The sequence below is a fragment of the Micromonospora sp. NPDC049044 genome (assembly GCF_040649215.1).
Lineage (GTDB): Bacteria > Actinomycetota > Actinomycetes > Mycobacteriales > Micromonosporaceae > Micromonospora.
In genome coordinates this window covers 24,507-47,944 of the sequence record NZ_JBEZFA010000012.1, presented here as the reverse complement: position 1 = coordinate 47,944, position 23,438 = coordinate 24,507, and the positions used below count along the sequence as shown (strand labels likewise).

The following is a 23,438-nucleotide window of genomic DNA, read 5'->3' as shown; positions in this document are numbered from 1 at the left end:
CCTCAGGAGGCGAACTCCAGGACCACCTTGATGTCGTCCGGGCCAGCGGTGTACGCGTCGGCGTACCTGTTCGCCGGCACCCGGCGGGTGATCAGCGACTCCAACCAGACCTGGTCGGCGCGGGCCAACGCCTGCGCGGCCATGTTCCAGTGCCGCCGGTTGGCGTTCACCGAGCCGAACACCACGTTGTTCTCAAGCACCAACGCCCGGTTGAGCGCACCGGCGTCGAAGTCGATGCTCCGACCACCGCTGGACACCCCGGCCAGGCAGACGATCCCGGTCGGGGCCGCCTTGCACATCACGTCGAGGACCACGGTGGGCGCACCGGTGCACTCGATCACCACGTCCGGTTCGAAGGGCAGGTCGTTTACCGGCACCGCGTGGTAGGTGGCACCGAGCCCACGGACCAGTTCCGGCTTGGGCCCGTCGGTGGCCCGGTCCAGGACGTGGACGGCGAGCCCGCGCTGGGTGCCGAGCAGGGCGGCCAGCAATCCGATCGGCCCGGCCCCGGTGACCAGGACGGTCTGCGGCTGCCACTCCGCCCGGTGCCCGATCCGCTCGATGTGGTCCCAGGCCTTCGCCACCACGCTTGTCGGCTCCAACAGCACGCCCACCTGGCCCAGAGCCGGGTCGAGCCGGACCGCGAACTGTGACTCGATCCGCCAACGGTCGCGGGCGAACCCGGGTAGCGCCTTGATGCCGTGTTCGGTGTACTGACCGTTGCGGCACATGTCCCACTCGCCGACCGCGCAGTTGGGGCAGGGGACCGGGTCGGGGTGCCGGACGATCCCGGCCACCAGGTCACCGGGTTGCAGCGTGCCGCTGGGGTCCTCGATCACCCGACCCAGCGACTCGTGCCCGATGACGAGCCGGTCGGCACCCGGCGGCGCCTCGCCGTACTGTCCGGCGATGATCTCGTGGTCCGTGCCGCAGATCCCCACGGCCAGCGCCTCGACAAGCACCGACCCCTCCTCGGCAGCCGGCTCCGGCTGATCCTCGACGAGGCTCAGCGAGTTGGCGACCCCGGGTTTCACAGTCACAGCGCGCACGTCCCTCATCTTTCCCCGCCCAGGGCCGCGCCGCTCCCAAAGCCGGCAGATCACCGGGCCTCGGCGGCGGCCAGGCGACGACCCGAGCGGCACTAGGATCAGCGGCATGACTCCCGAAGAGGTCGGCGCTCAGCTGGTCGCGCTGCTCGCGCCGGTTGCGGCGACCCCGTCGGTCTCCGGCGGGCAACGGTTCGCCCGCGCCACCGTGGACGTCCCACCGGAAAGCTGGCTGACCGCTGTTCGGGTCGCCCGCGACGACGACGCGTTGGCCTGCGACTTCTTCGACTGGCTCTCCGCCGTCGACGAGTTGACCGACGGCTTCGACGTGGTGGCGCACCTCTGGTCGACGCGGCTGCGACACGGGGTGCTGCTGCGCACCCGGCTGCCGCGCGAAGCGCCCACCGTCGCCTCGGTGGTCGACGTCTACCCGGGCGCCGCCTGGCACGAGCGGGAGACACACGAGATGTTCGGCATCGACTTCGCCGGCCACGGGGACCTGTTGCCGCTGTTGCTGCCGCCGGAGTTCGAGGGTCACCCGCTCCGCAAGGAGTTCGTGCTCGCGTCCCGGGTGGCGAAGCCCTGGCCGGGCGCGAAGGAGCCGGGCGAGGCCGAGGCCGGTGGTGGCCGCCGCCCGATCCGCCCGCCGGGCGTGCCCGCTCCGGGTGAGTGGGGGACCACACCCACCCCGGCCGGCGCCGGTGGCGTGGGGGAGGGCCCGCGCGGCGGCACCCCGGCCCGCCCGGCCGGTGACCGTCCGGCGCGGCCCGCGCCGGGGACCCGTCCGGCGCGTACCCCCCGGTCTGCCGGGGAGGGCTCAGCCGGGCAGCCGGGGTCGGGCCCGGTCGCGGACGCGCCGGCCCGCGACGGCCGCAGCGACGACGACGGGGGTACGACCTGATGCCGCTCTGGGTGGAGCTGGTGCTGCGGGTGGCTGGCGTGCTTGTCGCGTTCCTCACCCTGCCCCTGCTGGTCGGCCAGGCCGAGCACAAGGTGATGGCGCACATGCAGGGCCGGCTCGGTCCGATGTACGCCGGTGGCTTCCACGGCTGGGCCCAGTTGGTGGCGGACGGGGTCAAGTTCGTGCAGAAGGAGGACGTGACCCCGCGCGAGGCCGACCGGGCGGTGTTCCGGCTCGCCCCGGCGGTGGCGCTGGTGCCCTACCTGCTGGTGCTGCTGGTCATCCCGCTCGGCCCGAACGACCTGGTCGGGCAACCGTTGGACATCGGCCTGTTCTTCGTGCTGGCCGTGGTCGGCGTCGGTGTGGTGGCGGTGCTCATGTCGGCGTGGGCGTCGGCGAACAAATACAGCCTGCTCGGCGGGCTGCGGGGGGCCGCCCAGCTGCTCGGTTACGAGCTGCCGCTGGTGTTGGCCGCCGCGTCGGTGGCGATGGCGGCGGGCACGCTCAGCCTCTCCGGCATCGTCGAGGCGTGGCAGCCGTGGTGGCTGCTCTGGCAGGCACCCGCGATGATCGTCTTCTTCGTCGCCGGGCTGGCCGAGATCCGCCGGCCACCGTTCGACATGCCGGTGGCCGACTCCGAGCTGGTCTTCGGCTACATGACCGAATACACCGGGCTGCGCTTCGCGTTCTTCCTGCTCGCCGAGTACGTCGGCATCGTGGTGATCGCCGCACTGACCACTGTGCTGTTCCTCGGTGGGTGGCAGGGCCCGTTCGCCGACGACCAGTTGGGCTGGCTCTGGACGCTCCTCAAGATCTTCGCGGTGTCCTTCGTGATCATCTGGCTGCGGGTGTCCTACCCCCGGCTGCGCGAAGACCAGTTGCAACGGCTCTGCTGGCTGGTACTGGTGCCCGCCTCCCTCGCGCAGCTGGTCCTCACGGTGGCCGTCCGCCTCGCCCTCTGACCTGGAGCGGCAGTGTCCGGGCCTCGCGCGACGGTGCCCAGGCCTCGCGCGACAGTGCCCAGGCCTCGCGCGACGGTGCCCAGGCCTCGCGCGACGATGCCGGGGCCTCGCGCGACCTTGATCGCGCTCGATCCTTGTTGTAGTGGTGTCGGTCGGCGCGGAAGCCACTACATCAGTGATCGAGCGCGATCATCCTGCGCGAGGTGGGGCGGACCGCTGCCTCCGACAGGCGGGAGGCACCAACATCCCTGATGTTGCGCGGATCTCGGCGAGGAGCGACGAACTGGCGCGAGGTGGCCGCTCAGCGCAGCGGGGTGTGTGCCGGGTCGACCGGCTCGGCGGGCGGCGGTGGCGGGGTGCCGTCGCCGAACGGGCGGCCACCCAGCGTCTCCCGGCCGTGCGGGGTGAGCCAGTTGGACAGGTCGGGGCCGAGCGGCACGATCCCGGTCGGGTTGATGTCGCGGTGCACCTCGTAGTAGTGCCGCTTGATGTGGTCGAAGTCGATCGTGTCGCCGAAGCCGGGGGTCTGGAACAGGTCCCGGGCGTACGCCCACAGCACCGGCATCTCGCTCAGCTTCTGCCTGTTGCACTTGAAGTGGCCGTGATACACCGGGTCGAAGCGGACCAGCGTGGTGAACAGCCGCACGTCGGCCTCGGTGATGGTGTCGCCGACCAGGAAGCGCTGGTCGGTCAGCCGCTCGGTCAACCAGTCCAGCCGGTCGAAGAGCCGGTGGTACGCCTTGTCGTACGCCTCCTGGCTGCCGGCGAACCCACACCTGTAGACACCGTTGTTGACGTCCCGGAACACCACGGTGTTGACCTCGTCGATCTGCGTCCGCAGGTGCTCGGGATAGAGCTGCGGGGCACCGTCGCGGTGGTACGCGCGCCACTGGGTGGACAGGTCCAGGCTCATCTGCGCGTAGTCGTTAGTCACCACCTGCCCGGTCGGCACGTCCACCATCGCCGGCACGGTGATGCCGCGCTCGTAGTCGGGGAAGCGCCTGAAGTAGGCCTCCTGGATGCGCTCGATGCCGAGCACCGGGTCCCGGCCGCCCGGGTCGAGGTCGAAGGTCCAGCTCCGGGCGTCGTGGGTCGGGCCGGCCACCGCCATCGAGATGGCATCCTCCAGGCCGAGCAGCCGTCGGACGATGATCAGGCGGTTGGCCCACGGGCAGGCCCGACTGACCGCCAGGCGGTACCGGCCCGGCTCCACCGGATACCCGTCGCGCCCGTCCTCGGTGATCCGAGTGGCGATGTACCGCTGGTCGCGGGTGAACTCGCCACCCGGCTCGACGTACTTCCCGCCTGTTTCCTCGCCCACGTCATCCTCCGGTCTGTTGCCGCTCCTCACATCCTCGCCGATCTTCGGTTCGACCGTGCGGTGCGCCGCAACCTGGCCCGTCTCGGGGCCGGCTGGCCCGGTTACCCTGCCGGGATGACGGATGTGGAGGCGGCGGCCCGGCGGTTCATCGCCGATGTGTGGAACGCGCGCCGGGAGGAGTCGGCGTACGAGTTGATCGCGGAGGACTGCCCGGGGCTGGGCGGCACCGGGCCGGAGGCGACGCTCGCCTGGCACCGGGAGCGGCGGGCGGCGTTCCCGGACCTGCGCTACAAGATCGTGGACGTGGTGGCGTCCGGCGAGCGGGTGGCAGTGCACTGGCGGGCCGCCGGCACGCACGCCGGGCAGTTCGGGCCGGTGCCGCCGACCGGTCAGGTGGTCAGCTACTCCGGCGCGACGTTCCTGCGCTTCGACGCGGCGGGCCGGATCGTCGAGGTGTGGAGCTGCAACGAGCTGTTCCAACTCCTCCAGCAACTCGGCGTGGAGATGCTGCCCCCGGCTGTGACCGGGCCCGGGGTGTGATCGGCAGATTGATCGGGAAGGGCTCGCCGCAGCCACGGTATCGCCGTGGACCTGTGGGTGGTGGTCGCGCGCGCCGGGGCCACAGGGCAGGATGGTCGACATGAGCGACCCCAGCGAGCGCGGTGCCACCGGCGAACGCGGCCTTCCCGGCGCGGGCCTGGTGAAGGGGTTGGCGGTCACCCTCAAGACGATGACCAGCCGGTCGACCACCCAGCAGTACCCGGACGTCGCCCCCGACCTGCCGCCCCGCTCGCGCGGTGTGATCGCGCTGTCGGAGGAGAACTGCACTGTCTGCATGCTCTGCGCCCGGGAGTGTCCGGACTGGTGCATCTACATCGACTCGCACAAGGAGGAGGTGGCGGTGCCCGGCGCCGCCCGCCCCCGCCAGCGCAACGTGCTCGACAAGTTCGACATCGACTTCTCCCTCTGCATGTACTGCGGCATCTGCATCGAGGTCTGCCCGTTCGACGCGCTCTACTGGTCCCCCGAGTTCGAGTACGCCGAGTACGACATCAAGGACCTGCTGCACGACAAGGACCACCTCGGTCAGTGGATGGCCACCGTCCCGCCGCCGCCCGCGCACGACCCGAACGGGGAGCCGGCCAAGGAGGAGACCGCCGCCGCCCGCAAGGCCGCCGCCGCCCGTCCGGCTCCTCCATCGGTACGCCCCGCCGCCGACCAGGACCCCGCGTCGTGACCACCGGAGCCGGAGAGGCGGCCCGGTGACCGGGGCGGATGTGCTGCTGCTCGCCCTCGGCGCGGTGGCGGTCGGTGCCGGCGTGCTGGTGGTGACCACGAAGCACCTGGTCCGGGCCGGGCTCTACCTGGTGGTGTGCCTGGGCGCGCTGGCCGGTGACTTCCTGGTGCTCAGCGCCGAGTTGGTGGCCTGGGTGCAGGTGCTGATCTATGTGGGCGCGGTGGTGGTCCTGCTGTTGTTCGCGGTGATGCTGACCCGGGCGCCGATCGGCGCCTCCGACGACCTGGACCGGCCCGGCTGGCCGGCCGCACTGATCGGCGGTGGCGCCGGGCTGGGCCTTACCGTGCTGCTCGTCGACGCGTACCGCTGGAGCAGTGTCGCCTTGCCGGCCACGGGCACCGCCGAGCGGCTGGGGGAGCAGATCTTCCAGTCCTGGGTGCTGCCGTTCGAGGTGCTCTCGGTGCTGCTGCTGTCCGCGCTGGTGGGTGCGATAGTGCTGTCCCGGCCGGACATCGGCCGGGCCGGCCCCGGCGTGGCCGAGACCGCCGACCGGCCCGGGGTCGACGTCCGGACCGGGGGGCGCCGGTGAGGCCGGTCATCCCGTACGTCACCGCCGCGCTGCTGTTCGGCCTCGGCGTCTACGGCGTGCTGCGTCGGCGCAACGCGGTGCTGGTGCTGATGTCTGTCGAGTTGATGCTCAACGCGGTAAACCTGATCCTGGTCACCGCGGACAGCACCGCCCGCGCCGTGCTGCCGCACTCCGGGCAGGTCTTCGCGCTGTTCGTGATCGTCCTCGCCGCCGCCGAGATCGGGGTGGGGCTGGCGATCGTCCTGCAGCTCTACCGGCTGCGGGCCACCGTCGCGGTCGATGACGTGCCGCTGACCGAGCCTGCGCAGACCGTTGGTGGGCGCGAACCGGCCGTCCTGGACCGGGAGGCGGGCCGGTGACCGGGCTGCTCGGGGCTTTGCTGCCCGCCGTACCGCTGGTCGCCGGCCTGGCCGGCCTGTTGCTGCCGCCGGCCCCGCGTCGCGACGACCCGACCGGCGGTGGCCGGGCCCGCCGGGCGGCCGTCGCGCTCGGCGTCACCGGTGCGGCCGTCGCGTTCGCGCTTGCCGTCGCGCTGCTGGTCACTGTCGACGGGCCGACGGAGACGTCGACCACCTGGGTCGACGTCGGTGGGCTGGCGGTGACCCTCGGCGTACGGCTGGACGGGGCCGCCACACTTGTCGCGGTGGCGGTCACCGCTGTCGCGCTGGCCGTTCAGGTCTACTCGATCGGCTACCTGCGGCGCGGTCCACACGACGACATCGACGTCGACCACCGCTACCCGCCGTACGCCGCCCAGATCAGCATCTTCACCGGCGCCATGCTGCTGGTGGTGGTGGCCGGGGACCTGATCATGCTGTTGGTCGGTTGGGAGGTGATGGGCCTCTGCTCGTACCTGCTCATCGCCCACGACCGCCGACTGGCCGGTGCGCCGGCCGCCGCGATGAAGGCGTTCCTGGTGACCCGGGTCGGTGATGTCGGGTTCCTGCTCGGCATCGCGTTGCTCGGCGTGTCGACGGGCAGTTTCCGGATCGCCGACGTGCTCGCCCACGACCACTCCACAGCGACGTTGACCGCCGCCGGCCTGTTGCTGCTCGCCGGGGTGGCCGGCAAGAGCGCGCAGTTCCCGCTGCACACCTGGCTGCCGGACGCGATGGCCGGCCCGACGCCGATCTCCGCACTGATCCACGCGGCGACCATGGTCGCCGCCGGGGTGTACGCCGTGACCCGGCTCTACCCACTCTTCACTGCCGCGCCGGTGACGCTCACGGTGCTGGGGGTGCTGGGCGCGATCACGCTGCTGCTCGGTGCGCTCGCCGCCACCGCGCAGGACGACATCAAGCGGGTGCTGGCCTGGTCGACGGTGTCCCAGTTGGGCTACATGACCGGCGCGTTGGCGGTCGGCTCACCGGCGGCGGCGCTGTTCCACCTGCTCACCCACGCCGCGTTCAAGGCGTTGCTGTTCCTGGCCGCGGGCGCGGTGATCCACGCGGTCGGCACCACCCTGATGTCGGAGATGGGTGGGCTGCGGCGCAGCATGCCCGTGACGTTCTGGTGCACGGTCGTGGGCCTGGGCGCGTTGGCCGGGGTGCCGCCGTTGGCGGGTTTCTGGAGCAAGGACGGCGTGCTCACGGTCGCCGAGTCCGCCGCGCTCGAGGGCACCGGCCCGGCACCGTCGTGGGTGGGCTGGATCGTCTGGATCGCCGGGCTGGTCGGGGTGGTGATCACCGCCTGGTACGCCGGTCGGCTGCTGCTCCGCGCCTTCTTCGGTGCGCCACGACTGCCACTGGTCCGACCGCACGACCCGCCCGCGTTGCTGCGCTGGCCGGTGCTGCTGCTCACCGTACCGGCCGCGCTGTTGGGTCTGGCCGGGTTCGTCGGGGCGTTCGCCGACCGTCTGCGGTTTCCGACAGTGCCGGTGGCGGGCTCCGAGGACGGCCTGGTCCACGTGGCGTCGGAGGTGCTGCTCCCACTCGCGTTGCTGCTGGTCGGGGCGGCGCTGGTCCTGCTGCTGTGGCGGCGGAACCCGGCCGCCGACCCGGCGGCCGCGCTGGGTCCGCTGCGGCCGGTCTTCGCCCGCGCGTTCCGGCTCGACGACCTTCAGCACATCCTTGTCGTACGCCCCGTCCGCGCGCTGGCCCGGGTCGCCCGCGCCGGGGACGAGGTGGTGGTGGACGGTGCCGTCGAGGGCAGCGGGCGGGCGGCGACCGGTCTGGGCGCGGGGTTGGCCGCGCTGCACCGGGCGGCGCTGCCCCGGGCCGCCGCGGGCGTGCTGGCCGGCGCGCTGCTGATCGGCCTGGCGGCGGCTGTGATCGGAGCTGCCCAGTGAGCGCGCGGCGTGGGTCGGGGCCGCGAGCCGAGGGCGGTCCGGTGAGCGCGTGGAGTGGGTCGGGGCCGCGAGCCGAGGGCGGTCCGGTGAGCGCGTGGAGTGGGTCGGGGTCGCGAGCCTCGCGAACGAAGGCGGTCCGGTGAGCGTTGGGCAGGCGTTGCTGGTCGCCGTGCTGGCGGTGCCGGCGCTGGGTGCGGTAGCGGTGGCGGCGACGCCCCGGGACCGGGCGGCCCGGCTGGTCGGGACGGTAGCCGCGGCGCTGACCCTGCTGGCGGCGGTGGCGCTGGTGTTCGGCCGCCGGGACTGGCTGGTGTGGTCGGACAACGGGCCGGCGGTGTTCCCGTGGCACTACCTGGACCTGCCCTGGGTGCCCGGCCTGGAGTTGCGCTTCCACCTCGGTGTCGACGGCATCTCCTGGCCGCTCGTGGTGTTGACCGCGCTGCTCACGCTGCTCTGCTGCGCGTACACGGTGTGGCGGGTGCCGGACGGCGGCAGTGGCCGGACCCTTGTCGCGTTGCTGTTGGTGGTCGAGGTGGGCATCCTGGGCACCTTCCTCGCCCTGGACCTGGTGTTGTTCTTCCTGTTCTTCGAGGTCGTCCTGCTGCCGATGTACGCGATCATCGCCGGCTGGGGCGGCGCGGACCGGCGTCGGGCGGCCCGCAAGTTCGCGCTGTACACCCTGTTCGGCTCGGTGCTGCTGCTGGTCGGCGTGTACGTGGTGGTCGCGGCCACCGGCACCGCCGATCTGATGGCGTTGACCGGTGGCGCGGGGATGTCCAGGGGCACCCAGTTGGCCGCGTTCACCCTGTTCGCTGTGGCGTTCGCGGTGAAGAGCCCGCTGTGGCCGCTGCACTCCTGGCTGCCCGACGCGCACACCCAGGCCCCCACGGTGGGCAGCGTCGTGCTGGCCGGGGTGCTGTTGAAGATGGGCACCTACGGTCTGATCCGGGTGGCGGTGGGGGTGGCACCGGAAGGCGCCCGCTGGGCAGCGCCCGTGCTCGGCGTGCTCGCCGTCGCCGCGATCCTGGTCGGTTCGCTTGTCTGCCTGGCCCAGACGGACGTCAAGCGGCTGATCGCGTACTCAAGTGTGGGGCACATGGGCTTCGTGCTGCTCGGCGTCGCCACGCTGACCACAGTCGGCGTCCAGGCGGCCCTGATCGGCAACATCGCGCACGGGGTGCTCACCGCCCTGCTGTTCTTCCTGGCCGGCGCGGTGAAGGACCGCACCGGCACGGGCGCGCTCGCCGAGCTGTCCGGGCTGCGGGAGACCGCTCCCCGGCTGGCTGGCCTGCTGGCGTTCGCGGCGATCGGTTCGCTCGGCCTGCCCGGGTTGGCCGGCTTCTGGGGCGAGGCGTTCGCGGTGATCGCCGCCGTCCAGGTGGGTGGCCCGCTCTGGACCACCCTCGGGGTGTTGGCCGCTGTCGGTGCCGCGCTCACCGCCGCGTACTTCCTGCGCCTGCTGCGCCAGGTCACCCACAACCGGCCGAGTGCCGCCGTCGGTCGGGTCGGTCCCGGCCTGGCCGGTGCGGAGCTGACCGCGTGGGTGCCGCTGGTGCTGCTCGCGTTGGCGATCGGGCTGGCCCCGGCGCTTGTGCTCGGGGTCGCCGAGGCGCCCGTCGACGCTCTGATCGGGGTGGTCCTGCCATGACCGGTGTGCAGAGCGTGGACAACGTCGCGCTGCTGCCGGCCTACCTGGCCGCCGGCACCGCGGTGCTCGTGCTCATCACCGACCTGCTCCTGGCGCGGCCACGGGCCACGATCGTGGTGGCGGCGCTCGGCGCGCTCGGTACCGCAGTCGGTGCCGCAGTGGTCGGCGCGGCCGGGGAGCGGCGGACGTTCTGTGTCGGCGCGGACTGCTCCTGGGTCTTCGGCGGCCGGGCCGCCCTGGTCGGCGTGGTGGTGGCGCTGCTCACCCTGGGCGTGCTCGGGCTGTCCGTGCCGGCGCTTCGGGGCGGCCGGTCGCCGGTGGGGGAGTACTGCTTCCTGCTGGCCTGCTCGATGACCGGTGGCGTGGTGCTCGGCGCGGCGGGCGACCTGATCACCGTGATCGTGGCCCTGGAGACGCTCACCCTGCCGCTGTACGTGCTTGTCGGCCTGCGTCGGGGCAGTCTCGCGAGCGCCGAGGCGGCACTCACCTTCTTCGTGGTCAGCGTGGTCGCGACCACCATCACGCTGCTCGGCGCGGCACTGCTGTACGCGGTGACCGGTGGACTGCACCTGGATCGGCTTGGCGCGCTGCTCGCCGAGCGTTCCGACCTGCGGGAGCTGCCGCTGACCACCGCAGCTGTGGCGTTGCTGCTTGTCGGGTTGGCGTTCAAGGTGGCGGCGGTGCCGTTCCACGCCTGGGCGCCGGCCACCTACGACGGGGCGCCGCTGCCGGTGGCCGCGTACCTGTCCACGGCGTCGAAGCTCGGTGGCCTCGTCGCGTTGCTCGCCGTGGTGCAGCGGGCACTGCCGGCGGAGCAGACCGGCCCGGTGCTCGCCCTGCTCGCGGTGCTCACCATGACCGTCGGCAACCTGGTTGCGCTGCGCCAGCGGCGGACCGTCCGGCTGCTCGCCTGGTCGTCAGTCGCGCAGGCCGGGTACATCCTCGCCCCGCTGGGGGCGTTGGCGCTGGCCGCCGGCCGCACTGACGAGGCACGTTCCGCCGCGTACGCCGCCGCCGTGGCGTACGCGGTCTTCTTCGTCGTGTTGGAGCTGGCCGCGTTCGCCGGGGTGACCGCGTTGCGTCCGGCCGGGGCGGACGGCGGCACGCTCGACGACCTGCGGGGGGCGGCCCGCCGGCACCCGTGGCGGGGCGCGGCGCTCGGTCTGGCGCTCGTGGGCCTGGCCGGTCTGCCGCCCGGCCTGGCCGGGCTGTTCGCGAAGGTGACAGTGGTGCGGGCGCTGCTGGACGGCGGGGCGGCCTGGTTGGCGCTCGTGGTGGCGTTGAACGCGGTGATCGGGTTGGCGTACTACCTGCGGGTGGCTGCCGCGCTCTGGACCCCGGCGACGGTGGGGTCAGGCCCGGCCGCGGCGCCAGCCGGGGACGGTACGGCTGCCGTACCCGTGGTGGGTGTGGTGGCAGTGGTGCTGGCGGTGGCGACGGTGGCCGCTGTGGTGCTCGGCTTCGCCCCGCAGTTGGTGCTCGACCTCGCCCCCCGCTGACCTGGTATTCCAGTCTCAGTGAACTCTCAGCGTTGAGACGGATGGTTGGCGGGTACCGGGTTGTTGAACCGGTCAGCGGATCCCGGCGATCCGTGCACCGAAGGAGACATCGTGCACCACAACCGTCTGAAGACCGCAGCGCTGCTTGGCCTGCTCAGCGCCCTGATCCTCGCGGTGGGCTATTGGTTCGGTGGCAGCAGCGGCTTGGTCATCGCCGTCCTCATCTCGCTTGTCATGAACGGCGTGAGCTACTTCTACTCCGACAAGCTCGCGCTGCGCTCGATGGGTGCGCAACCGGTCACCGAGGCACAGTTCCCCGAGTTGTACCGCATGGTGCGGGAGTTGGCGACCGACGCCCAGCAGCCGATGCCGCGCCTGTACGTCAGCCCGACCGCGCAGCCGAACGCGTTCGCCACGGGGCGCAACCCGCAGCACGCGGCGGTCTGCGTGACCCAGGGCATCACCGAGATCCTCGACTACCGTGAGCTGCGCGGTGTGATCGGCCATGAGCTGTCCCACGTCTACAACCGGGACATCCTGATCTCCAGCGTGGCGGCCGGGCTGGCCAGCATCATCACCCTGCTGGCGAACCTCGCCTTCTTCATTCCGCTCGGTGGCGGGGACGACGAGGACCGCCCGAACCCGGCGGTGCTGCTGCTCACCCTGATCCTCGGCCCGATCGCGGCGACCGTGATCCAGTTGGCGATCAGCCGGAGCCGCGAGTTCCAGGCGGACGCGTCGGGCGCCGAGCTGAGCCGTGACCCGCTCGCCCTGGCCAGCGCGCTGCGCAAGATCGACGCGGTGGCCCGGCGTCGGCCGTTGCCGGCCCAGGGTCAGCTCACCAGCACCGCACACCTCATGATCGCCAACCCGTTCCGGGGCGGCGGCATGGCGGCGCTCTTCTCCACCCACCCGAAGATGGAGGACCGCGTCGCCCGGCTGGAGCAGATGGCCGCCAACTCGGGTCCGGTCCAGTTCCAGCGCTGACCCGCTGAGCACGCACTCCGCCCGCATCCGGTAGCCCCGGGTGCGGGCGGAGTGCTGTATTTCGGTTGTCTGCCGGCACGGCGGTGGCGTTAGGGTCGTAACGGCTAACGCTCATTACATCCCCGGGAGGTTCACGGTGGCCGCGCTGCGTCAGTATCTGGGTGTCTGGCGGATCCCCGGCGCCCCGATGCTGCTGATCCTCGGCATCGTCGGGCGGCTCGGGATCGGCATGACGCCGCTGGCGCTGCTGCTTGTCGTCGAACAGGTGACCGGGCGGTACGCGCTGGCCGCCATCGCCGGCGGGATCTACGCCGTCGCCGGTGCCGCCCTCAGCCCGATCGCTGGCCGGATCGCCGACCGCGTCGGCCCCAGCCCCGTCCTGCTGGCCACCGCCGTGGCCCACCCGCTGGCACTCATCGGACTACTGCTGGCCAGCCGCTCGGGCGACGACGCGCTCCCCGCCATCTACCTCGCCGCAGGCGTGGCCGGCGCCACCTACCCGCCGCTCACCGCCGCCATCCGAGGCGCCTGGAACGACCTGACCGGCCCCGCAAGCGGCAGGTACCCCCTGCGCAACACGGCGCTCGCCGCCGAAACCTCACTGTTCGAAATCGTCTTCGTGCTCGGCCCGCTGCTCGTCGCCGGGTTCGTGCTCGTCGCCGACGCCGCGGCCGCGCTGATCGGCGCGGCAGTGGTCACCCTGGTCGGCACCACCGCCGTGGCACTCGGCCGGGTGATGCGCGGGTGGCGTCCGCACCCGCGCGAGCACCACGCCCGCGGGCTCGGCCCGCTGCGCGTCGCCGGCTTCCCCGCCCTGCTGGTCTGCGTGGCCGGCCTGGGCATCGCCTTCGGCGCCGCCGGGGTGATCGTCCCGGCGTACGCGAGCGGCCACACCACCGGCGACCCGGAGAGCCTGGCCGGCCTGCTCCTGGCCGTCTGGGGGATCGGCAGCGCCATCGGCGGGTTCTGGTTCGGCGTCCGCAAGCCGGCGGCGAACATGACCCGGCAGTTCGCCCTGATCCTCGCCGCGCTGGCCGGCACCTTCGCCGTGTTCGCGGTGATGCCCACCCCGCTGGCGCTCGGCGTCGCCCTCGTCGTCGGCGGAGCCACCATCGCGCCCGCGCTGACCCTGGAGAACACCCTGGTCGGCCGGATCGCCCCGACCAGCATGCTGAACGAGGCGTACACCTGGGTGGTCACCGTCGCGGTGGCGGCGAGCGCGGCCGGCGGCGCGGTGGCCGGCCTGATCGTGGATCACTCCGGCGGGGTCCGCTGGGCGTTCCTGTTCGCCGGGGCGGCCGTCGCCGTCGGGGCCGCAGTCGCGGCCCTGCCCGCCGGGCCCATCGCCCGTGCCGAAACCACAGCGGTACGCGCCGAAGCCCCCGTCCCGGTCTGACGCCGCTGTCCCCCGCGCGGGGCTCGCCTCCCGTGCGGGGCTCGCCGCCCGCGCGGGCCCGATCCACTCGGCGGCCGCCCCCGGCTTGATCCACTCGAATTCCTTGAAGTCCGGCTACCCCTGCGCGTCGGATGCCCCGACTTCAAGGAACCCGGGTCCCGCCGGCCTGCCCAGTGTGCACGGCGCTCTGCATCCAGAGCGGTTCCCGCTGCGCGTCAGGTGCGGTGCCGGCGGGGTCGGCGGCGACAGCACCCAGGCGGGGCTCCGGGCATGCTGGGAGTACGTCCGGGTACCTCCCGGGCGTGACCTTCTCGATCGCCGCATGGTGCCGGCGTACCGGGCAACTCGGGGTGGGAGCCCTGACGGCCAGGCCCGCGGTCGGCAAGCTCGTCGCCCACGTCCAGTCGGGCGGCGGTGCGGTGGCGACCCAGGCCACAGTCAATCCGTTCCTGGCCTATCACGGTCTGCCGCTGCTCGACGAGGGCCGCTCGCCGCAGGACGTCCTGACCGAGCTGCTGGCCCAGGATCCGGGTCGGGACGTGCGGCAGGTCGGCATGGTCGACCGCCACGGCCGCTCGCACGCCTTCACCGGCTCCCGCACCGTGGGCTGGGCAGGGCACCGCACCGGGCCGGGTTACGCGCTGCAGGGCAACCGCCTGGTAGGCCCGCAGATCCTCGCGGAGATCCTCCGGGTGTTCGAGGAGAGTGGGGGACTCGACCTGGCGGAGCGGCTCGTTCTGGCCATCGAGGCCGGCGAGGAGGCCGGCGGTGACCGGCACGGCGCACGGTCGGCGACCGTCACGGTGATCGGCGATCAGCCGTACCCGCTCTGGGACGTGCGAGTCGACGACGCCGAGCATCCGGCGCGGGAACTGCGCCGGCTGCACGGCGTCTTTCGGGACGAGGTGCTGCCGACAATCCGAGGGATGCCGACCCGCGAGGACCCCATGGGCGAAGCCGCCCGGCAGGCGCTCGGGACACCGATGGAGCGCAAGACACCGTCGAACGCCGTCGACCAGCAGACATCAACAACGGCAACCGGCGAAGCCCTGTGAGTAGGCGTCGGATGCCTTGTCGGTTGATGCCCGGCTCGCTCCAACTCGGCCAGGTCCCGCCTTTGCCTCAGTGCCTGACGGCGATATCGGAAAGCCCTGCTGGTCGGCGGCGGCCTGAGCGGCGGTCGCCGCCTTACCGGTAGTTGTCGAACTGGAGGGCGACGCCGAAGTCCTCACCCTTGAGCAGCGCGATGACGGCCTGGAGGTCATCCCTCTTCTTGCCGGTGACGCGCAGCTGGTCGCCCTGGATCTGCGCCTGTACGCCCTTGGGACCCTCGTCGCGGATCTTCTTGCTGATGGCCTTGGCCTTGTCCGCCTCGATGCCCTGGACGACCTTGCAGTCGATCTTGAAAATCTTGCCGGACGGGCGCGGCTCGCCGGCGTCCAGCGCCTTCAGCGAGATGTTCCGCTTGACGAGCTTCTCCTTGAAGACGTCAAGCGCGGCACGAACACGCTCCTCGGTCTCCGCCTGAAGGCCGATCGCCTCCTCGCCGGACCAGGAGATCTCCGCCCCGGTGCCGCGGAAGTCGAACCGGGTCGCGAGCTCCTTCACCGCCTGCCGGAGGGCGTTGTCGACCTCCTGCCGGTCAACCTTGCTCACAATGTCAAACGACGGGTTCGCTGCCATGTATCTGCTCCTGCTGTCCGGCGGTCTGGGCCTGCCGTCGGCCGCCGACCAGCGGCACGACCCCCTGACCGTACCCGGTTGCGTCGGCACCGGGGGGAGCCGCTATCCTTGCTTCCGCCGCCGCGTTACGACGCGGTGGGGTGCCCTGGCGGGTTGCCCGAGCGGCCAATGGGAGCGGACTGTAAATCCGTCGCGAAAGCTACAGAGGTTCGAATCCTCTACCCGCCACCAGGTGCTAAGAAGGGCCCCTGACCAGCAGAGATGCCGGTCAGGGGCCCTTCTTGGTAGTCCCGCTGGTTCTCACTCAGGGCGGCTGCGTCTCACCGGTCGTGTCGCATACGTGTCGCCATGATCGCGTGTCCTGCCGCGTCCAGTTCTACGTCTGGCTCGGATGCGTGCCCTCTTCGGCCTTCCTCGGCCCGGGGGGATGGGGGGATGAGACCTCAGCCTGCTCCACCGGCACTGTCTGCACGTCATTAGAGGCTCCCGCGCTCCCGGCAGAGTCGGTGATTTGTATCCGACAGATCGCGGGACGCGCGCCTGTGCCCCGTACCCGCTTCACGAAGTCGCGTAGGTTCACCTTGCTGAAGCTCGGGAGCCCTAGTGGTACTGGTCGGTCCTTCTGAACCCCGATCGCATAAACGACCACTTCGGGAGCCTTCTCGGCTATAGGTACGAAGGCCGGGTCGATGCCCTGCACGGCTCGGAGAAAGTTGGCACGGTACACGGAGTCGCCGCGCAAGCTAAGCGCGGAAACGAGACCCTGGGAGAACAGGTGACTGAGGGTCTGGCTTTTCTTATAGTTCTTCACGTGGATCAAGAATCCGTCACGATGAAGTAGGTCACATGCTTCGATCTCGTCACCATCTTCTGACCGAATCTTTACCTTATCGAGGATAATGGTGGTATCGGAGTGGGCGTCCTGGAAGTCATCGTTGTATGCGCCTTCTGCTTTCCCTCCCTCCCATGCGGGCGGCTTGAGGGCATTCGTTAGGTCATCGACTTTGCTCAGGTCGTCATCGAGCTTGCGCGTGTAGTCCTCGTTCAGCGCGAACCATCGGCCGAGTGTGAGAATGAAGCGCCGCTCCTCGTTGCCCGACTCAAATATAAGCCAGTGACGTAGCGGCATATATGGGCTCTTGGCTTCACCTTCATTGTCGAACGCCATCAACTTGATGTTGTCGAGCGATCGTGCCGTGAGCCGGCCTTTAAGTTCGTTGAGTGCGTCACGCACGCCTGCGATGGAGGGCTCCGATAGAAGCGTCGATCGCTCTCCGCGGTACAGACGGATTTCGTCTATCTCGTCTGTCGTCAGGGTGTCGGGGAAAGAGAACTCCAGCAGATGGTCCTGTAGCCCGCTTAACTCATCGCCGAACTCAGCAAAGCCATGCACCCCGCCGAAGAGCGCTTGTGCGAGGTGACGATCAAGCTGGGCTGTCTGCTCGCTCTTGACTCGAAGTGGTTCTAGGGAGTCAACGAATTTCAGTCCCTCGGTGGCCGTGCCAGCCTCAATCTCGGCAAGCATCCGACTAAGTGTTCCTTGGATCTTCTCAAGGTCCGTGCGGGCTCGGAAGGATATGGCGTCGGTTGCGGCCACCGCGTCAACGTCGGCGAACTCGGCTCCGTTGCTCTCGTCTAGCGTTCCCGCCAGGCGTCGAACAAATTCGCCCTCTAGTGCTCCAACATCAAGGTCCTTTAGGTCACCTCCGAGCGGTAGTTGCACGGCTTGGGCACGATTTGACGCGCCTACCCTTCTGCTGCGGAACTCGCGGAGCGACTTAGGGCTCATGCGTCGAGCTGCGAATCGGAGGCCGAAATTTGCCTCGATTGCGCTCCACTCCAAGGCTGAGCTTCCGTAGCCGAAGCACACGGCGAACCATCGACTCTGGACTGGAAGGAAGATGACGAATCGATTCGATAGATTCTGCGCCTGGGAAAGTGCAGGGAAGATTGGCGAGAGGGCTTTGGCCCACGGCGGAACCTTTTGTTTCGGGGTGCTGAAGTAGCCAACTGTTCCCTGTGGCGCTCCGCCCGCTGGTTGAATGGGCAACATCGGTGTTCTGCCCCCTGGGCGGTATGGGGTGCGTAGGGCGGCTTCGATCGTCGGCAGGCCTTGGCGTAAGAGGTAGCAGTTGAAGCGGAGCTTGGGAGGGGCGGTGGCCGGCGTGGCTTCTGACTCCATGGATACGTCGTACCACGGTAAGTGATCGTGGCGGAATGAGTGGTTTGGTGGATAAAGGCGGCTCCAGGGCTCTAGGGCGAGTCCTCACGTCCCCGACTGACCGCCCTTTAGCCCGTTGGTTGCCACTTTCGGCCGAGACACCTCGCCGGCTGGAGGCAGGAAAGCGCAGTTCAGCCCTTGTCCTGCCTCCGCTCGGCATCATTCGACGCTGACTCGCACCGGGTGGAACCTTCTGATCGAGGAGAGCAGCGGCAGGTGTCAGAATCCCGTCATTCCACCTGCGACAAAGCGGCCTCAATCCTTCTCCGCGCGGCCTCTTCCTGGCCGTAGACGCACTTCGCGTAGACCCGCATGAGGACGTGCACGCTATGCCCGGCCCACTCTGCGACCTGGGTAGCCGGCACCCCGGCGTTAAGCCAGAGCGACACGGCGGCGTGTCGCAGGTCGTACGGTCGCCGTGCCAGCGGGGATCGCTGCTGAGCTGGGGTGAGCACCTTTGCCCGCGCGTCGCGCCACGCCTTCCCGTAGGTATTGTTCGGGATCGGTTGGCCGGCGGTGGGCACGTACCGCCCACCGGGGCCGCGCCGGGTGACGAACAGCTTCCCGTTCGATCCGGGCGGGTACTCCTTGACGTGATGGTCGAGCAGCCGCACGAGCGGCGGCGGCACCGGCACATCCCGTGTGGCGGCCTTCGCTCTGTGCTTCAACCCCCGGTCCTCGGCCGTGTCGTCTCCGTCGCCCCAGTCCCGACCCACGGCCACCGTCGAGCCGGTCAGGTGCAGTACGCCCCACCCGTCAGGCTCGGCGGGCCGCTCGTACTCGTCTTCGCGCAGGTGAAGCACCTCTTCGGGGCGTAGTGCGGCGTAGTACATGCATCCGAAGAACGCTTCCAACTCGGGCACCGTGCGGCCGACCTCGGCGAGCAGTGCCCGCGCCTGATCGGGGTTCACCACCGCGCCCCGGTCGACCTCATCGGCCGTCTTCGGGGCGGTCCAGCTCACCAGGGTCATTGGGTGCGTGTCGAGTAGGCGCAGCTCAACGGCGTACTTGAGAGCGCCGGAGAAGACTGCCCGCTTGCGGGCGATCGTGCTTGCCGAGGCGGGGGCACCATCCATCCGCAGGGCGAGTGTGTCGAGCGCCTTCCGCACCAAGGCAGGGTCGGCGAGCGCCGTCAGATCGACGGTGTTTGCCTTGAGCCAGCGCACGGCGGCGGACAGGTGAGCGGGTGGGTCGCCAGCGTCGCGGCGAGCCTTGTTGAACACCCACCCGTAGAGCGCGGCCCGTAGCGCCTTGTCGCTGGGCACGCCCCGGTCCGTCGTCAGCAGTGCCGGTGTAACGGTGGCCAGCGTCTCGGCGATGCCCTTGCGATGCTTTGCCGACGCGCGGGGCCACTTCATGTCGACGTAGGCCACCGCGTGCTCGTACCACGAACGGGCGTTGAGCGCGCGGGCCATGGGCTCGGGCAGGCCGCTGGCCTTGTCGAACGCGACGCCTTCCCGCTGAGACACCACCAGCTTTGACCGGTAGCTCTCGGCTAGGGCGCGGGTCGCGAAGGTCTTCCGGAACGGCTCGCCCGCCACCTTCCAGCGGACCACGTAGGAGTAGCCCTTGCTGAGTTGGTTCTTGAGGATGCCGTGTACGCGTACTTCGTAAGTGCTGCTCATGCTGCCTCTTCGTGGTCGTTGAGCCAGTTGTCCAGGTCGCGGCGGCGGACGTACAGGCTGCCGTTCGGGTACTTGATCGTTCGGGGTGCGCGGCCGGTGGCCTTCCAGCGGAAGAAGGTCGACCGGGGTACGCGGAGTTCGTCCAGGACTTCGGCGAGGGTGAGCAGGTTGCCGGTCGGGGTGCGGCGCGCGGTCATGGGCGGGGCCTCCCTCGTGCGGGGTGCAGGTGGAGCGCTGGAACAAGCCGCGGCGTTGAGGCGGGCAGTGTTGCGGCTGTTTCAGCGGGGTGTTTTGCGGGCTGAGTGGCGCGGTGAGCGCCTTCCGGTCGGCGGCGGTCGGCTGTGGAGGGTTGGGGTGGCGGTGCGTCATAACGGCGTAGGGCGGCCCGCTGAGAGCACCGTGTAGGCAAGATCCGGGCATCGTTGGTGTAAGGCATAGGGCCGAACCGTCTGTGTGGCTCTCAGCGGGCCGTTTCCGGGTGCCGATCGACGGGGGCGGCGCGGATGCGGGCCGGGAGGGGGTCGGGAAGCGTTGACACGTTGACAATCGGCCGAACCGGAAGCGTTTCCGCAGGTGAGAGGCGGTGTCGGGGTGTCAACACCCTCCGTTGACAGGCGTTGACACCCGTTGACACCGGGTCGGCCGGCGGCGGGTTGTCAACGCCTGTCAACGGCTGTCAACGCACCCTGTTGACACCCTCGCGGGCGTGCTGAGCTGCGGAAACGTCGGCGTCGGGGGCGGTTGTCAACGTGTCAACGCCTTCGGGCACCTCGGCCACGGCGCGCGGGTGCAGCTCGTAGCGACCGTCCGGCCCGTTGCGCACCCACCCGAGAGCGGCCAGCTCGGCGAGCACCGCTGACACCTCGTCGGACTTCGGTAGCCGGCGGGAGACGCGGCGGTGTAGCTCCCGGCGGGTGAAGGTGGTCATGCCCTTGGTGGTGAGCACGCCGAGGACGTACCGGGTGTTCTCAATCGCGGCGTCGCTGCCGATGGTGGTGAGTGCGGCCCGGTAGTGCGCGGCGAAGAACTCGGCCAGCCGCACGGCGTCGGTCATGCGGTCGGCGTCGATGGGGCGTCGCCACGCGTCGGCGGGGTGGTGGGCGACGTGCAGCAACCCGGCCAGCCGCAGCGTTGCGCCAGAGAGCTTGTTGCCCCACTCGCGCATGTCGTGCAGCGTCCCGCCGGGGCGTAGCTGTGCCTCTACCTCCTGAGCGGCGGCCAGCCGCACCCGCCCGGCATCGGGGGTGAGGGTGACCACGGCGGGGTCTTCCCACTCGGCGAGGGTGGCGGCCAGGTCGTGCACCCGGTGCCGGTAGCCGGCCGTCACTGCCTCGGGCACCGGCTCCGTGTCGACCAGCCGATACCCCGCGAGGGATCGGGGCAGGGCGAACAGGAACCGGGCCGGCAGGCCGCGCCCGGCGAGGTCGGCGTTCCCGCCGAATTTGCGCAGCACGGTCGGTTGCGCCATGACGCACACGGTCAGGGCGGGTTTGTCGACCGAGGCTCCCTCGCGGGTCTGCCGTTCGTTGCTCATCGGCTGTCCCGCGTGGCCTTTCAGGTAGGGGTCAAGGTTGGGTGCACCGGAGTACCGGCCAGCGAGGGTGTCGAAGATCCCGCCTTCATCGGAGATGATCGCCATGCGTCCGCCGTTGGCGGCCATCAACCCGATGAGGGCTTCCGGGGTGGCGTCGTCCACGATCAGCCGGGGCAGGCCGGGAACGGTGATCGCCTCGGCCGCGATCGCAGCGGCTACGGCCTCGGCGGCGGCCTCGTCCCGCTTGCCCGGGTCGCTGGCCTTTGCGGCCTGAGCCTTGGCTTGCTCGGCCTGCCGATCGGCGATGTCCCGCAGCGCCGCCGCTTCCGCGATCCGAGGTCGCATCGCCTCACCAAGCGTGGATTGAGCGGCGAACAGCGGCGCGGTCATCGCCCGGTGCACAGGCGACTTCCGCTCACCGGGGCCGGCGATGACGGCGGCGAACACGTTCACCGGCTCCCGCCACCCGCCCACCGGCTCCACCTCCAGGCGGCCACCCGCGCACGCCGAGAGCACGGCTACGGCGAGGGTGCCGGCCATCGCGGGGTCGGTCTGGGTGAACCGGGCGACGCCGGTCACCATGTCGCCCAACCATGCGGGGAACACGTCGACCGGGAACGGTGGCGGCGCGGTGCTCGGCCCGGTCAGGGGCACTGGAACATCCCACAGCGGACCGCCCGGGGCCGGCGCGTCGGTGGTGTCGGGGTGGTCGGTGACGAGGTGGAGGCGGGCGGCGTTCATGCGGCCACCTGCCGGGGTCGCTTGCTGCCGGCGGCCAGCCCGGATCGGATGGTGCGTGCCGTCTCGACGTGGCCCAGCCCGGCCTGTGCTGCGGCTTGTTCCAGCACGCTTTCGGCGTCCTCGGCGGTGAGCGACCCACCGGCGGTGAGTTGCCCGAGTGCCACGGCGGCGACGTAGAGCGCCCGATTGCGCTCCCCTGCCGGTGCGGTGGTTACCCGGTCGGCTTCCCGGGTGATCGCGGCCCGGACGTACGCGCCGCTGCGGTCGGTCGGCAGCGATACCACCACCGGCCGCTGCGGCGGAAGCGGCGCCGGAATCAACCGGGCGGCCAGCCACCGGGGCAGTGGGGCGGGGTCGGTGTCCAGGTCGACCCGGTAGGGCCGTCCGTTGACCGTCGACCCGGCGGCGACTACGTAGCCGCCATGCGCGCGGGTGTCGACCAGCGGGCCGAGCGTGCCGGCCGTGTTGCGCAACTCTGGTCCGTCGTCGGGGTGGCGGTAGTAGAGGTGGGTGCCGCCCCGCCCGGTGGTGACCGTGTACGTCGGTTCGATGCTGGCGGCGTGTGCGGCGGCCAGGTCGGCGAGGGTGTCCAGTCCGGTAGGGCCGGTGGTGCCGTCCTTGGGCCGGTCGAGGTCGACCACGACCAGCCGCGACGGGCCGCAGGCCAACCCGATGCCGTAGGGGCGGGCAGACCACGCGCGGCGGATGCGGTCGGGGTCGGTGGTGGCGCGGGGCTCCCATCCGAGGTGGTGACCGGCGGTGCGGCAGCGCGGGTCGCGGCCGGTGCAGTCGTCGCCAGCGTGGTCGGGGAAGGCGGGTCGCTTGTCGTCGGGGCGTAGCGGGAAGACGTGCCAGCCGCGTGCGGCGTGCGCGAGCGCGGCGGTGAGCAGCGGGTTGTCGGGCATGGTGCGGGTCCTCTCCGGTGGTGCGGGTGAGGTGGTGAGGCGAGCGGGTTGCGGCCGGCCGTGTAGGCGTTCGTGTCGGCCTTGGGCGCAGGCGGCGCAGTCGCGGCGGCGTAGCAGGACAGGCCGGCCGCTGCTCGCGTTGTCGGCGGCGAGTAGCCGGTTGCAGATGTGCGGGTATGCCTCGGCGTCGGTCACCGGCCGGCCGAGCACCGTGCTTGCGGCCAGCCACCGGGCGGCCACCGGGTTACCGCCTCGGTCGGGGCCGGGTGGTGATCGCGGCCCGGGTCACCGCGTGCCGCAGGTCGCCGAGTAGCCCGACCAACTGTCGGCGGGCGGCCACCTCGGTCGGGGCGAGCGCGACCCTGACGCGGACCTCGGCGTGTTCGCGGCCGGCGGCGGTGCGCACCCGCACGAGGACGGCGCGGGAGCGGCCGGCGACGTCGATCACGATTTCTTCCGAGCGGTGTTCACCGAGGTTGCAGCGGTGGTTCATCCCGCACCACTCGGTGTGGCCGGCGGCGCGGCGGTTCATCGGGGCGTGCCTTTGTCGTGTAGCTCGCGCAGGTAGTTGATGGCGACACGGCCGACACGTAGGTGCTCCCCGTTGCCCTCGCAGCGGCGGCAGGTACGCCCGACGCGCAGGATCAGGGTGCGGCGTCGGCCGATGCCGTGGCAGCGGCGGCAGCGCCGAAACGGCCGGATCATGCACGCCGTGAGGTAACCGAGTGTGACGATGAGAAGAACCAGGATGATCATGCCGGCAGCGCTGCCGGTGGTGGTTGCGGTCGCGGCGTGGGTGGGCACGGTGGGGCCTCCCGAGGCTGTTTTCGGGCTTAGAGCGGGGTGGGGGCGACCC

22 protein-coding genes and 1 tRNA gene are annotated in these 23,438 nt (G+C 70.9%); 13 read left to right on the top strand and 10 right to left on the bottom strand.

Annotation, left to right across the window (positions count from 1 at the left end; genetic code table 11):
• Positions 1 to 2 precede the first annotated feature (2 nt).
• Positions 3 to 1,049 carry a glucose 1-dehydrogenase gene (locus tag AB0B85_RS12615; RefSeq protein ID WP_357406533.1) on the bottom strand — a complete coding sequence of 349 codons (1,047 nt, stop codon included), beginning with the start codon at positions 1,047 to 1,049 and terminating at the stop codon, positions 3 to 5.
• Between the two features lie 106 nt (positions 1,050 to 1,155).
• Between AB0B85_RS12615 and AB0B85_RS12610 the strand changes: the two genes are divergently transcribed.
• Positions 1,156 to 1,947: an NADH-quinone oxidoreductase subunit C gene (locus tag AB0B85_RS12610; RefSeq protein ID WP_357406531.1), complete on the top strand. Its 792-nt coding sequence runs from the start codon at positions 1,156 to 1,158 to the stop codon at positions 1,945 to 1,947.
• Positions 1,947 to 2,909, top strand: a complete 963-nt coding sequence (locus AB0B85_RS12605; protein ID WP_357406529.1) for a complex I subunit 1 family protein — start codon at positions 1,947 to 1,949, stop codon at positions 2,907 to 2,909. Before AB0B85_RS12610 ends, AB0B85_RS12605 begins: the two co-directional genes overlap by 1 nt.
• 301 nt (positions 2,910 to 3,210) lie before the next feature.
• On the opposite strand, the gene AB0B85_RS12600 is transcribed toward AB0B85_RS12605, so the two are convergent.
• The gene (locus AB0B85_RS12600) at positions 3,211 to 4,230 is read right to left on the bottom strand and encodes a glutathione S-transferase C-terminal domain-containing protein (protein ID WP_357406527.1); all 1,020 of its coding nucleotides are present in this window, start codon (positions 4,228 to 4,230) and stop codon (positions 3,211 to 3,213) included.
• 114 nt (positions 4,231 to 4,344) lie between these two features.
• Here AB0B85_RS12600 and AB0B85_RS12595 point away from each other — a divergent pair, with 114 nt between their 5' ends.
• The 10 genes from AB0B85_RS12595 to AB0B85_RS12550 all read left to right on the top strand — a co-directional run bounded on the left by AB0B85_RS12595 (position 4,345) and on the right by AB0B85_RS12550 (position 14,928).
• The gene (locus tag AB0B85_RS12595) at positions 4,345 to 4,770 is read left to right on the top strand and encodes an ester cyclase (protein WP_357406525.1); all 426 of its coding nucleotides are present in this window, start codon (positions 4,345 to 4,347) and stop codon (positions 4,768 to 4,770) included.
• A gap of 91 nt (positions 4,771 to 4,861) precedes the next feature.
• On the top strand, positions 4,862 to 5,467 hold the full coding sequence (locus AB0B85_RS12590; RefSeq protein ID WP_357406523.1) for an NADH-quinone oxidoreductase subunit I: 606 nt from the start codon (positions 4,862 to 4,864) through the stop codon (positions 5,465 to 5,467).
• 25 nt (positions 5,468 to 5,492) lie between these two features.
• On the top strand, positions 5,493 to 6,056 hold the full coding sequence (locus AB0B85_RS12585) for an NADH-quinone oxidoreductase subunit J (RefSeq protein WP_357406520.1): 564 nt from the start codon (positions 5,493 to 5,495) through the stop codon (positions 6,054 to 6,056).
• Positions 6,053 to 6,415, top strand: coding sequence for an NADH-quinone oxidoreductase subunit NuoK (gene nuoK, locus AB0B85_RS12580; RefSeq protein WP_357406518.1), 363 nt, complete (start codon positions 6,053 to 6,055; stop codon positions 6,413 to 6,415). Before AB0B85_RS12585 ends, nuoK begins: the two co-directional genes overlap by 4 nt.
• Positions 6,412 to 8,343: an NADH-quinone oxidoreductase subunit L gene (locus tag AB0B85_RS12575; RefSeq protein WP_357406516.1), complete on the top strand. Its 1,932-nt coding sequence runs from the start codon at positions 6,412 to 6,414 to the stop codon at positions 8,341 to 8,343. Before nuoK ends, AB0B85_RS12575 begins: the two co-directional genes overlap by 4 nt.
• 139 nt (positions 8,344 to 8,482) lie before the next feature.
• A complete protein-coding gene (locus AB0B85_RS12570; protein ID WP_357406514.1) occupies positions 8,483 to 9,991 on the top strand; it encodes an NADH-quinone oxidoreductase subunit M in 1,509 nt (502 codons plus the stop codon).
• Complete coding sequence (locus AB0B85_RS12565) at positions 9,988 to 11,490, top strand: NADH-quinone oxidoreductase subunit N (RefSeq protein WP_357406512.1); 1,503 nt, start codon at positions 9,988 to 9,990, stop codon at positions 11,488 to 11,490. The genes AB0B85_RS12570 and AB0B85_RS12565 overlap by 4 nt, the downstream gene beginning before the upstream one ends.
• Positions 11,491 to 11,601: 111 nt before the next feature.
• Complete coding sequence (gene htpX / locus AB0B85_RS12560; protein ID WP_357406510.1) at positions 11,602 to 12,477, top strand: zinc metalloprotease HtpX; 876 nt, start codon at positions 11,602 to 11,604, stop codon at positions 12,475 to 12,477.
• Positions 12,478 to 12,613: 136 nt separating this feature from the next.
• Positions 12,614 to 13,873 carry an MFS transporter gene (locus tag AB0B85_RS12555; RefSeq protein WP_357406508.1) on the top strand — a complete coding sequence of 420 codons (1,260 nt, stop codon included), beginning with the start codon at positions 12,614 to 12,616 and terminating at the stop codon, positions 13,871 to 13,873.
• 302 nt (positions 13,874 to 14,175) lie between these two features.
• Positions 14,176 to 14,928 carry a DUF1028 domain-containing protein gene (locus AB0B85_RS12550; protein WP_357406506.1) on the top strand — a complete coding sequence of 251 codons (753 nt, stop codon included), beginning with the start codon at positions 14,176 to 14,178 and terminating at the stop codon, positions 14,926 to 14,928.
• Positions 14,929 to 15,061: 133 nt separating this feature from the next.
• On the opposite strand, the gene AB0B85_RS12545 is transcribed toward AB0B85_RS12550, so the two are convergent.
• Complete coding sequence (locus AB0B85_RS12545; RefSeq protein ID WP_357406504.1) at positions 15,062 to 15,556, bottom strand: YajQ family cyclic di-GMP-binding protein; 495 nt, start codon at positions 15,554 to 15,556, stop codon at positions 15,062 to 15,064.
• A 147-nt stretch (positions 15,557 to 15,703) separates the two neighbouring features.
• Between AB0B85_RS12545 and AB0B85_RS12540 the strand changes: the two genes are divergently transcribed.
• Positions 15,704 to 15,787: transfer RNA gene (locus AB0B85_RS12540), tRNA-Tyr, on the top strand.
• 145 nt (positions 15,788 to 15,932) lie between these two features.
• On the opposite strand, the gene AB0B85_RS12535 is transcribed toward AB0B85_RS12540, so the two are convergent.
• From AB0B85_RS12535 to AB0B85_RS12505, 7 genes are all read right to left on the bottom strand, one after another.
• Positions 15,933 to 17,738 (bottom strand): DUF6119 family protein, encoded by a 1,806-nt coding sequence (locus AB0B85_RS12535; protein WP_357406502.1) that lies wholly within the window; start codon positions 17,736 to 17,738, stop codon positions 15,933 to 15,935.
• 269 nt (positions 17,739 to 18,007) lie between these two features.
• Complete coding sequence (locus tag AB0B85_RS12530) at positions 18,008 to 19,402, bottom strand: integrase (RefSeq protein ID WP_357406500.1); 1,395 nt, start codon at positions 19,400 to 19,402, stop codon at positions 18,008 to 18,010.
• Positions 19,399 to 19,599, bottom strand: a complete 201-nt coding sequence (locus AB0B85_RS12525) for a helix-turn-helix domain-containing protein (RefSeq protein ID WP_203174352.1) — start codon at positions 19,597 to 19,599, stop codon at positions 19,399 to 19,401. The genes AB0B85_RS12530 and AB0B85_RS12525 overlap by 4 nt, the downstream gene beginning before the upstream one ends.
• A gap of 479 nt (positions 19,600 to 20,078) precedes the next feature.
• Entirely contained in the window at positions 20,079 to 21,677 is a 1,599-nt protein-coding gene (locus AB0B85_RS12520) for a YfjI family protein (RefSeq protein WP_357406498.1), read from the bottom strand.
• Positions 21,674 to 22,822: a bifunctional DNA primase/polymerase gene (locus tag AB0B85_RS12515; protein ID WP_357406496.1), complete on the bottom strand. Its 1,149-nt coding sequence runs from the start codon at positions 22,820 to 22,822 to the stop codon at positions 21,674 to 21,676. The genes AB0B85_RS12520 and AB0B85_RS12515 overlap by 4 nt, the downstream gene beginning before the upstream one ends.
• A 4-nt stretch (positions 22,823 to 22,826) precedes the next feature.
• Positions 22,827 to 23,114: a hypothetical protein gene (locus AB0B85_RS12510; RefSeq protein WP_357406494.1), complete on the bottom strand. Its 288-nt coding sequence runs from the start codon at positions 23,112 to 23,114 to the stop codon at positions 22,827 to 22,829.
• Positions 23,111 to 23,386 (bottom strand): hypothetical protein, encoded by a 276-nt coding sequence (locus AB0B85_RS12505; protein ID WP_357406492.1) that lies wholly within the window; start codon positions 23,384 to 23,386, stop codon positions 23,111 to 23,113. The genes AB0B85_RS12510 and AB0B85_RS12505 overlap by 4 nt, the downstream gene beginning before the upstream one ends.
• Between the last annotated feature and the right edge of the window lie 52 nt (positions 23,387 to 23,438).

Excerpts from the sequence above, each read along its gene's own strand:
- AB0B85_RS12535 (WP_357406502.1), bottom strand. The coding sequence starts at position 17,738 with ATGGAGTCAGAAGCCACGCCGGCCACCGCCCCTCCCAAGCTCCGCTTC.
- AB0B85_RS12605 (WP_357406529.1), top strand. The coding sequence starts at position 1,947 with ATGCCGCTCTGGGTGGAGCTGGTGCTGCGGGTGGCTGGCGTGCTTGTC.
- AB0B85_RS12590 (WP_357406523.1), top strand. The coding sequence starts at position 4,862 with ATGGTCGACATGAGCGACCCCAGCGAGCGCGGTGCCACCGGCGAACGC.
- AB0B85_RS12520 (WP_357406498.1), bottom strand. The coding sequence starts at position 21,677 with ATGAACGCCGCCCGCCTCCACCTCGTCACCGACCACCCCGACACCACC.
- AB0B85_RS12530 (WP_357406500.1), bottom strand. The coding sequence starts at position 19,402 with ATGAGCAGCACTTACGAAGTACGCGTACACGGCATCCTCAAGAACCAA.
- AB0B85_RS12525 (WP_203174352.1), bottom strand. The coding sequence starts at position 19,599 with ATGACCGCGCGCCGCACCCCGACCGGCAACCTGCTCACCCTCGCCGAA.
- AB0B85_RS12610 (WP_357406531.1), top strand. The coding sequence starts at position 1,156 with ATGACTCCCGAAGAGGTCGGCGCTCAGCTGGTCGCGCTGCTCGCGCCG.
- AB0B85_RS12510 (WP_357406494.1), bottom strand. The coding sequence starts at position 23,114 with ATGAACCGCCGCGCCGCCGGCCACACCGAGTGGTGCGGGATGAACCAC.
- AB0B85_RS12565 (WP_357406512.1), top strand. The coding sequence starts at position 9,988 with ATGACCGGTGTGCAGAGCGTGGACAACGTCGCGCTGCTGCCGGCCTAC.
- AB0B85_RS12545 (WP_357406504.1), bottom strand. The coding sequence starts at position 15,556 with ATGGCAGCGAACCCGTCGTTTGACATTGTGAGCAAGGTTGACCGGCAG.
- AB0B85_RS12595 (WP_357406525.1), top strand. The coding sequence starts at position 4,345 with ATGACGGATGTGGAGGCGGCGGCCCGGCGGTTCATCGCCGATGTGTGG.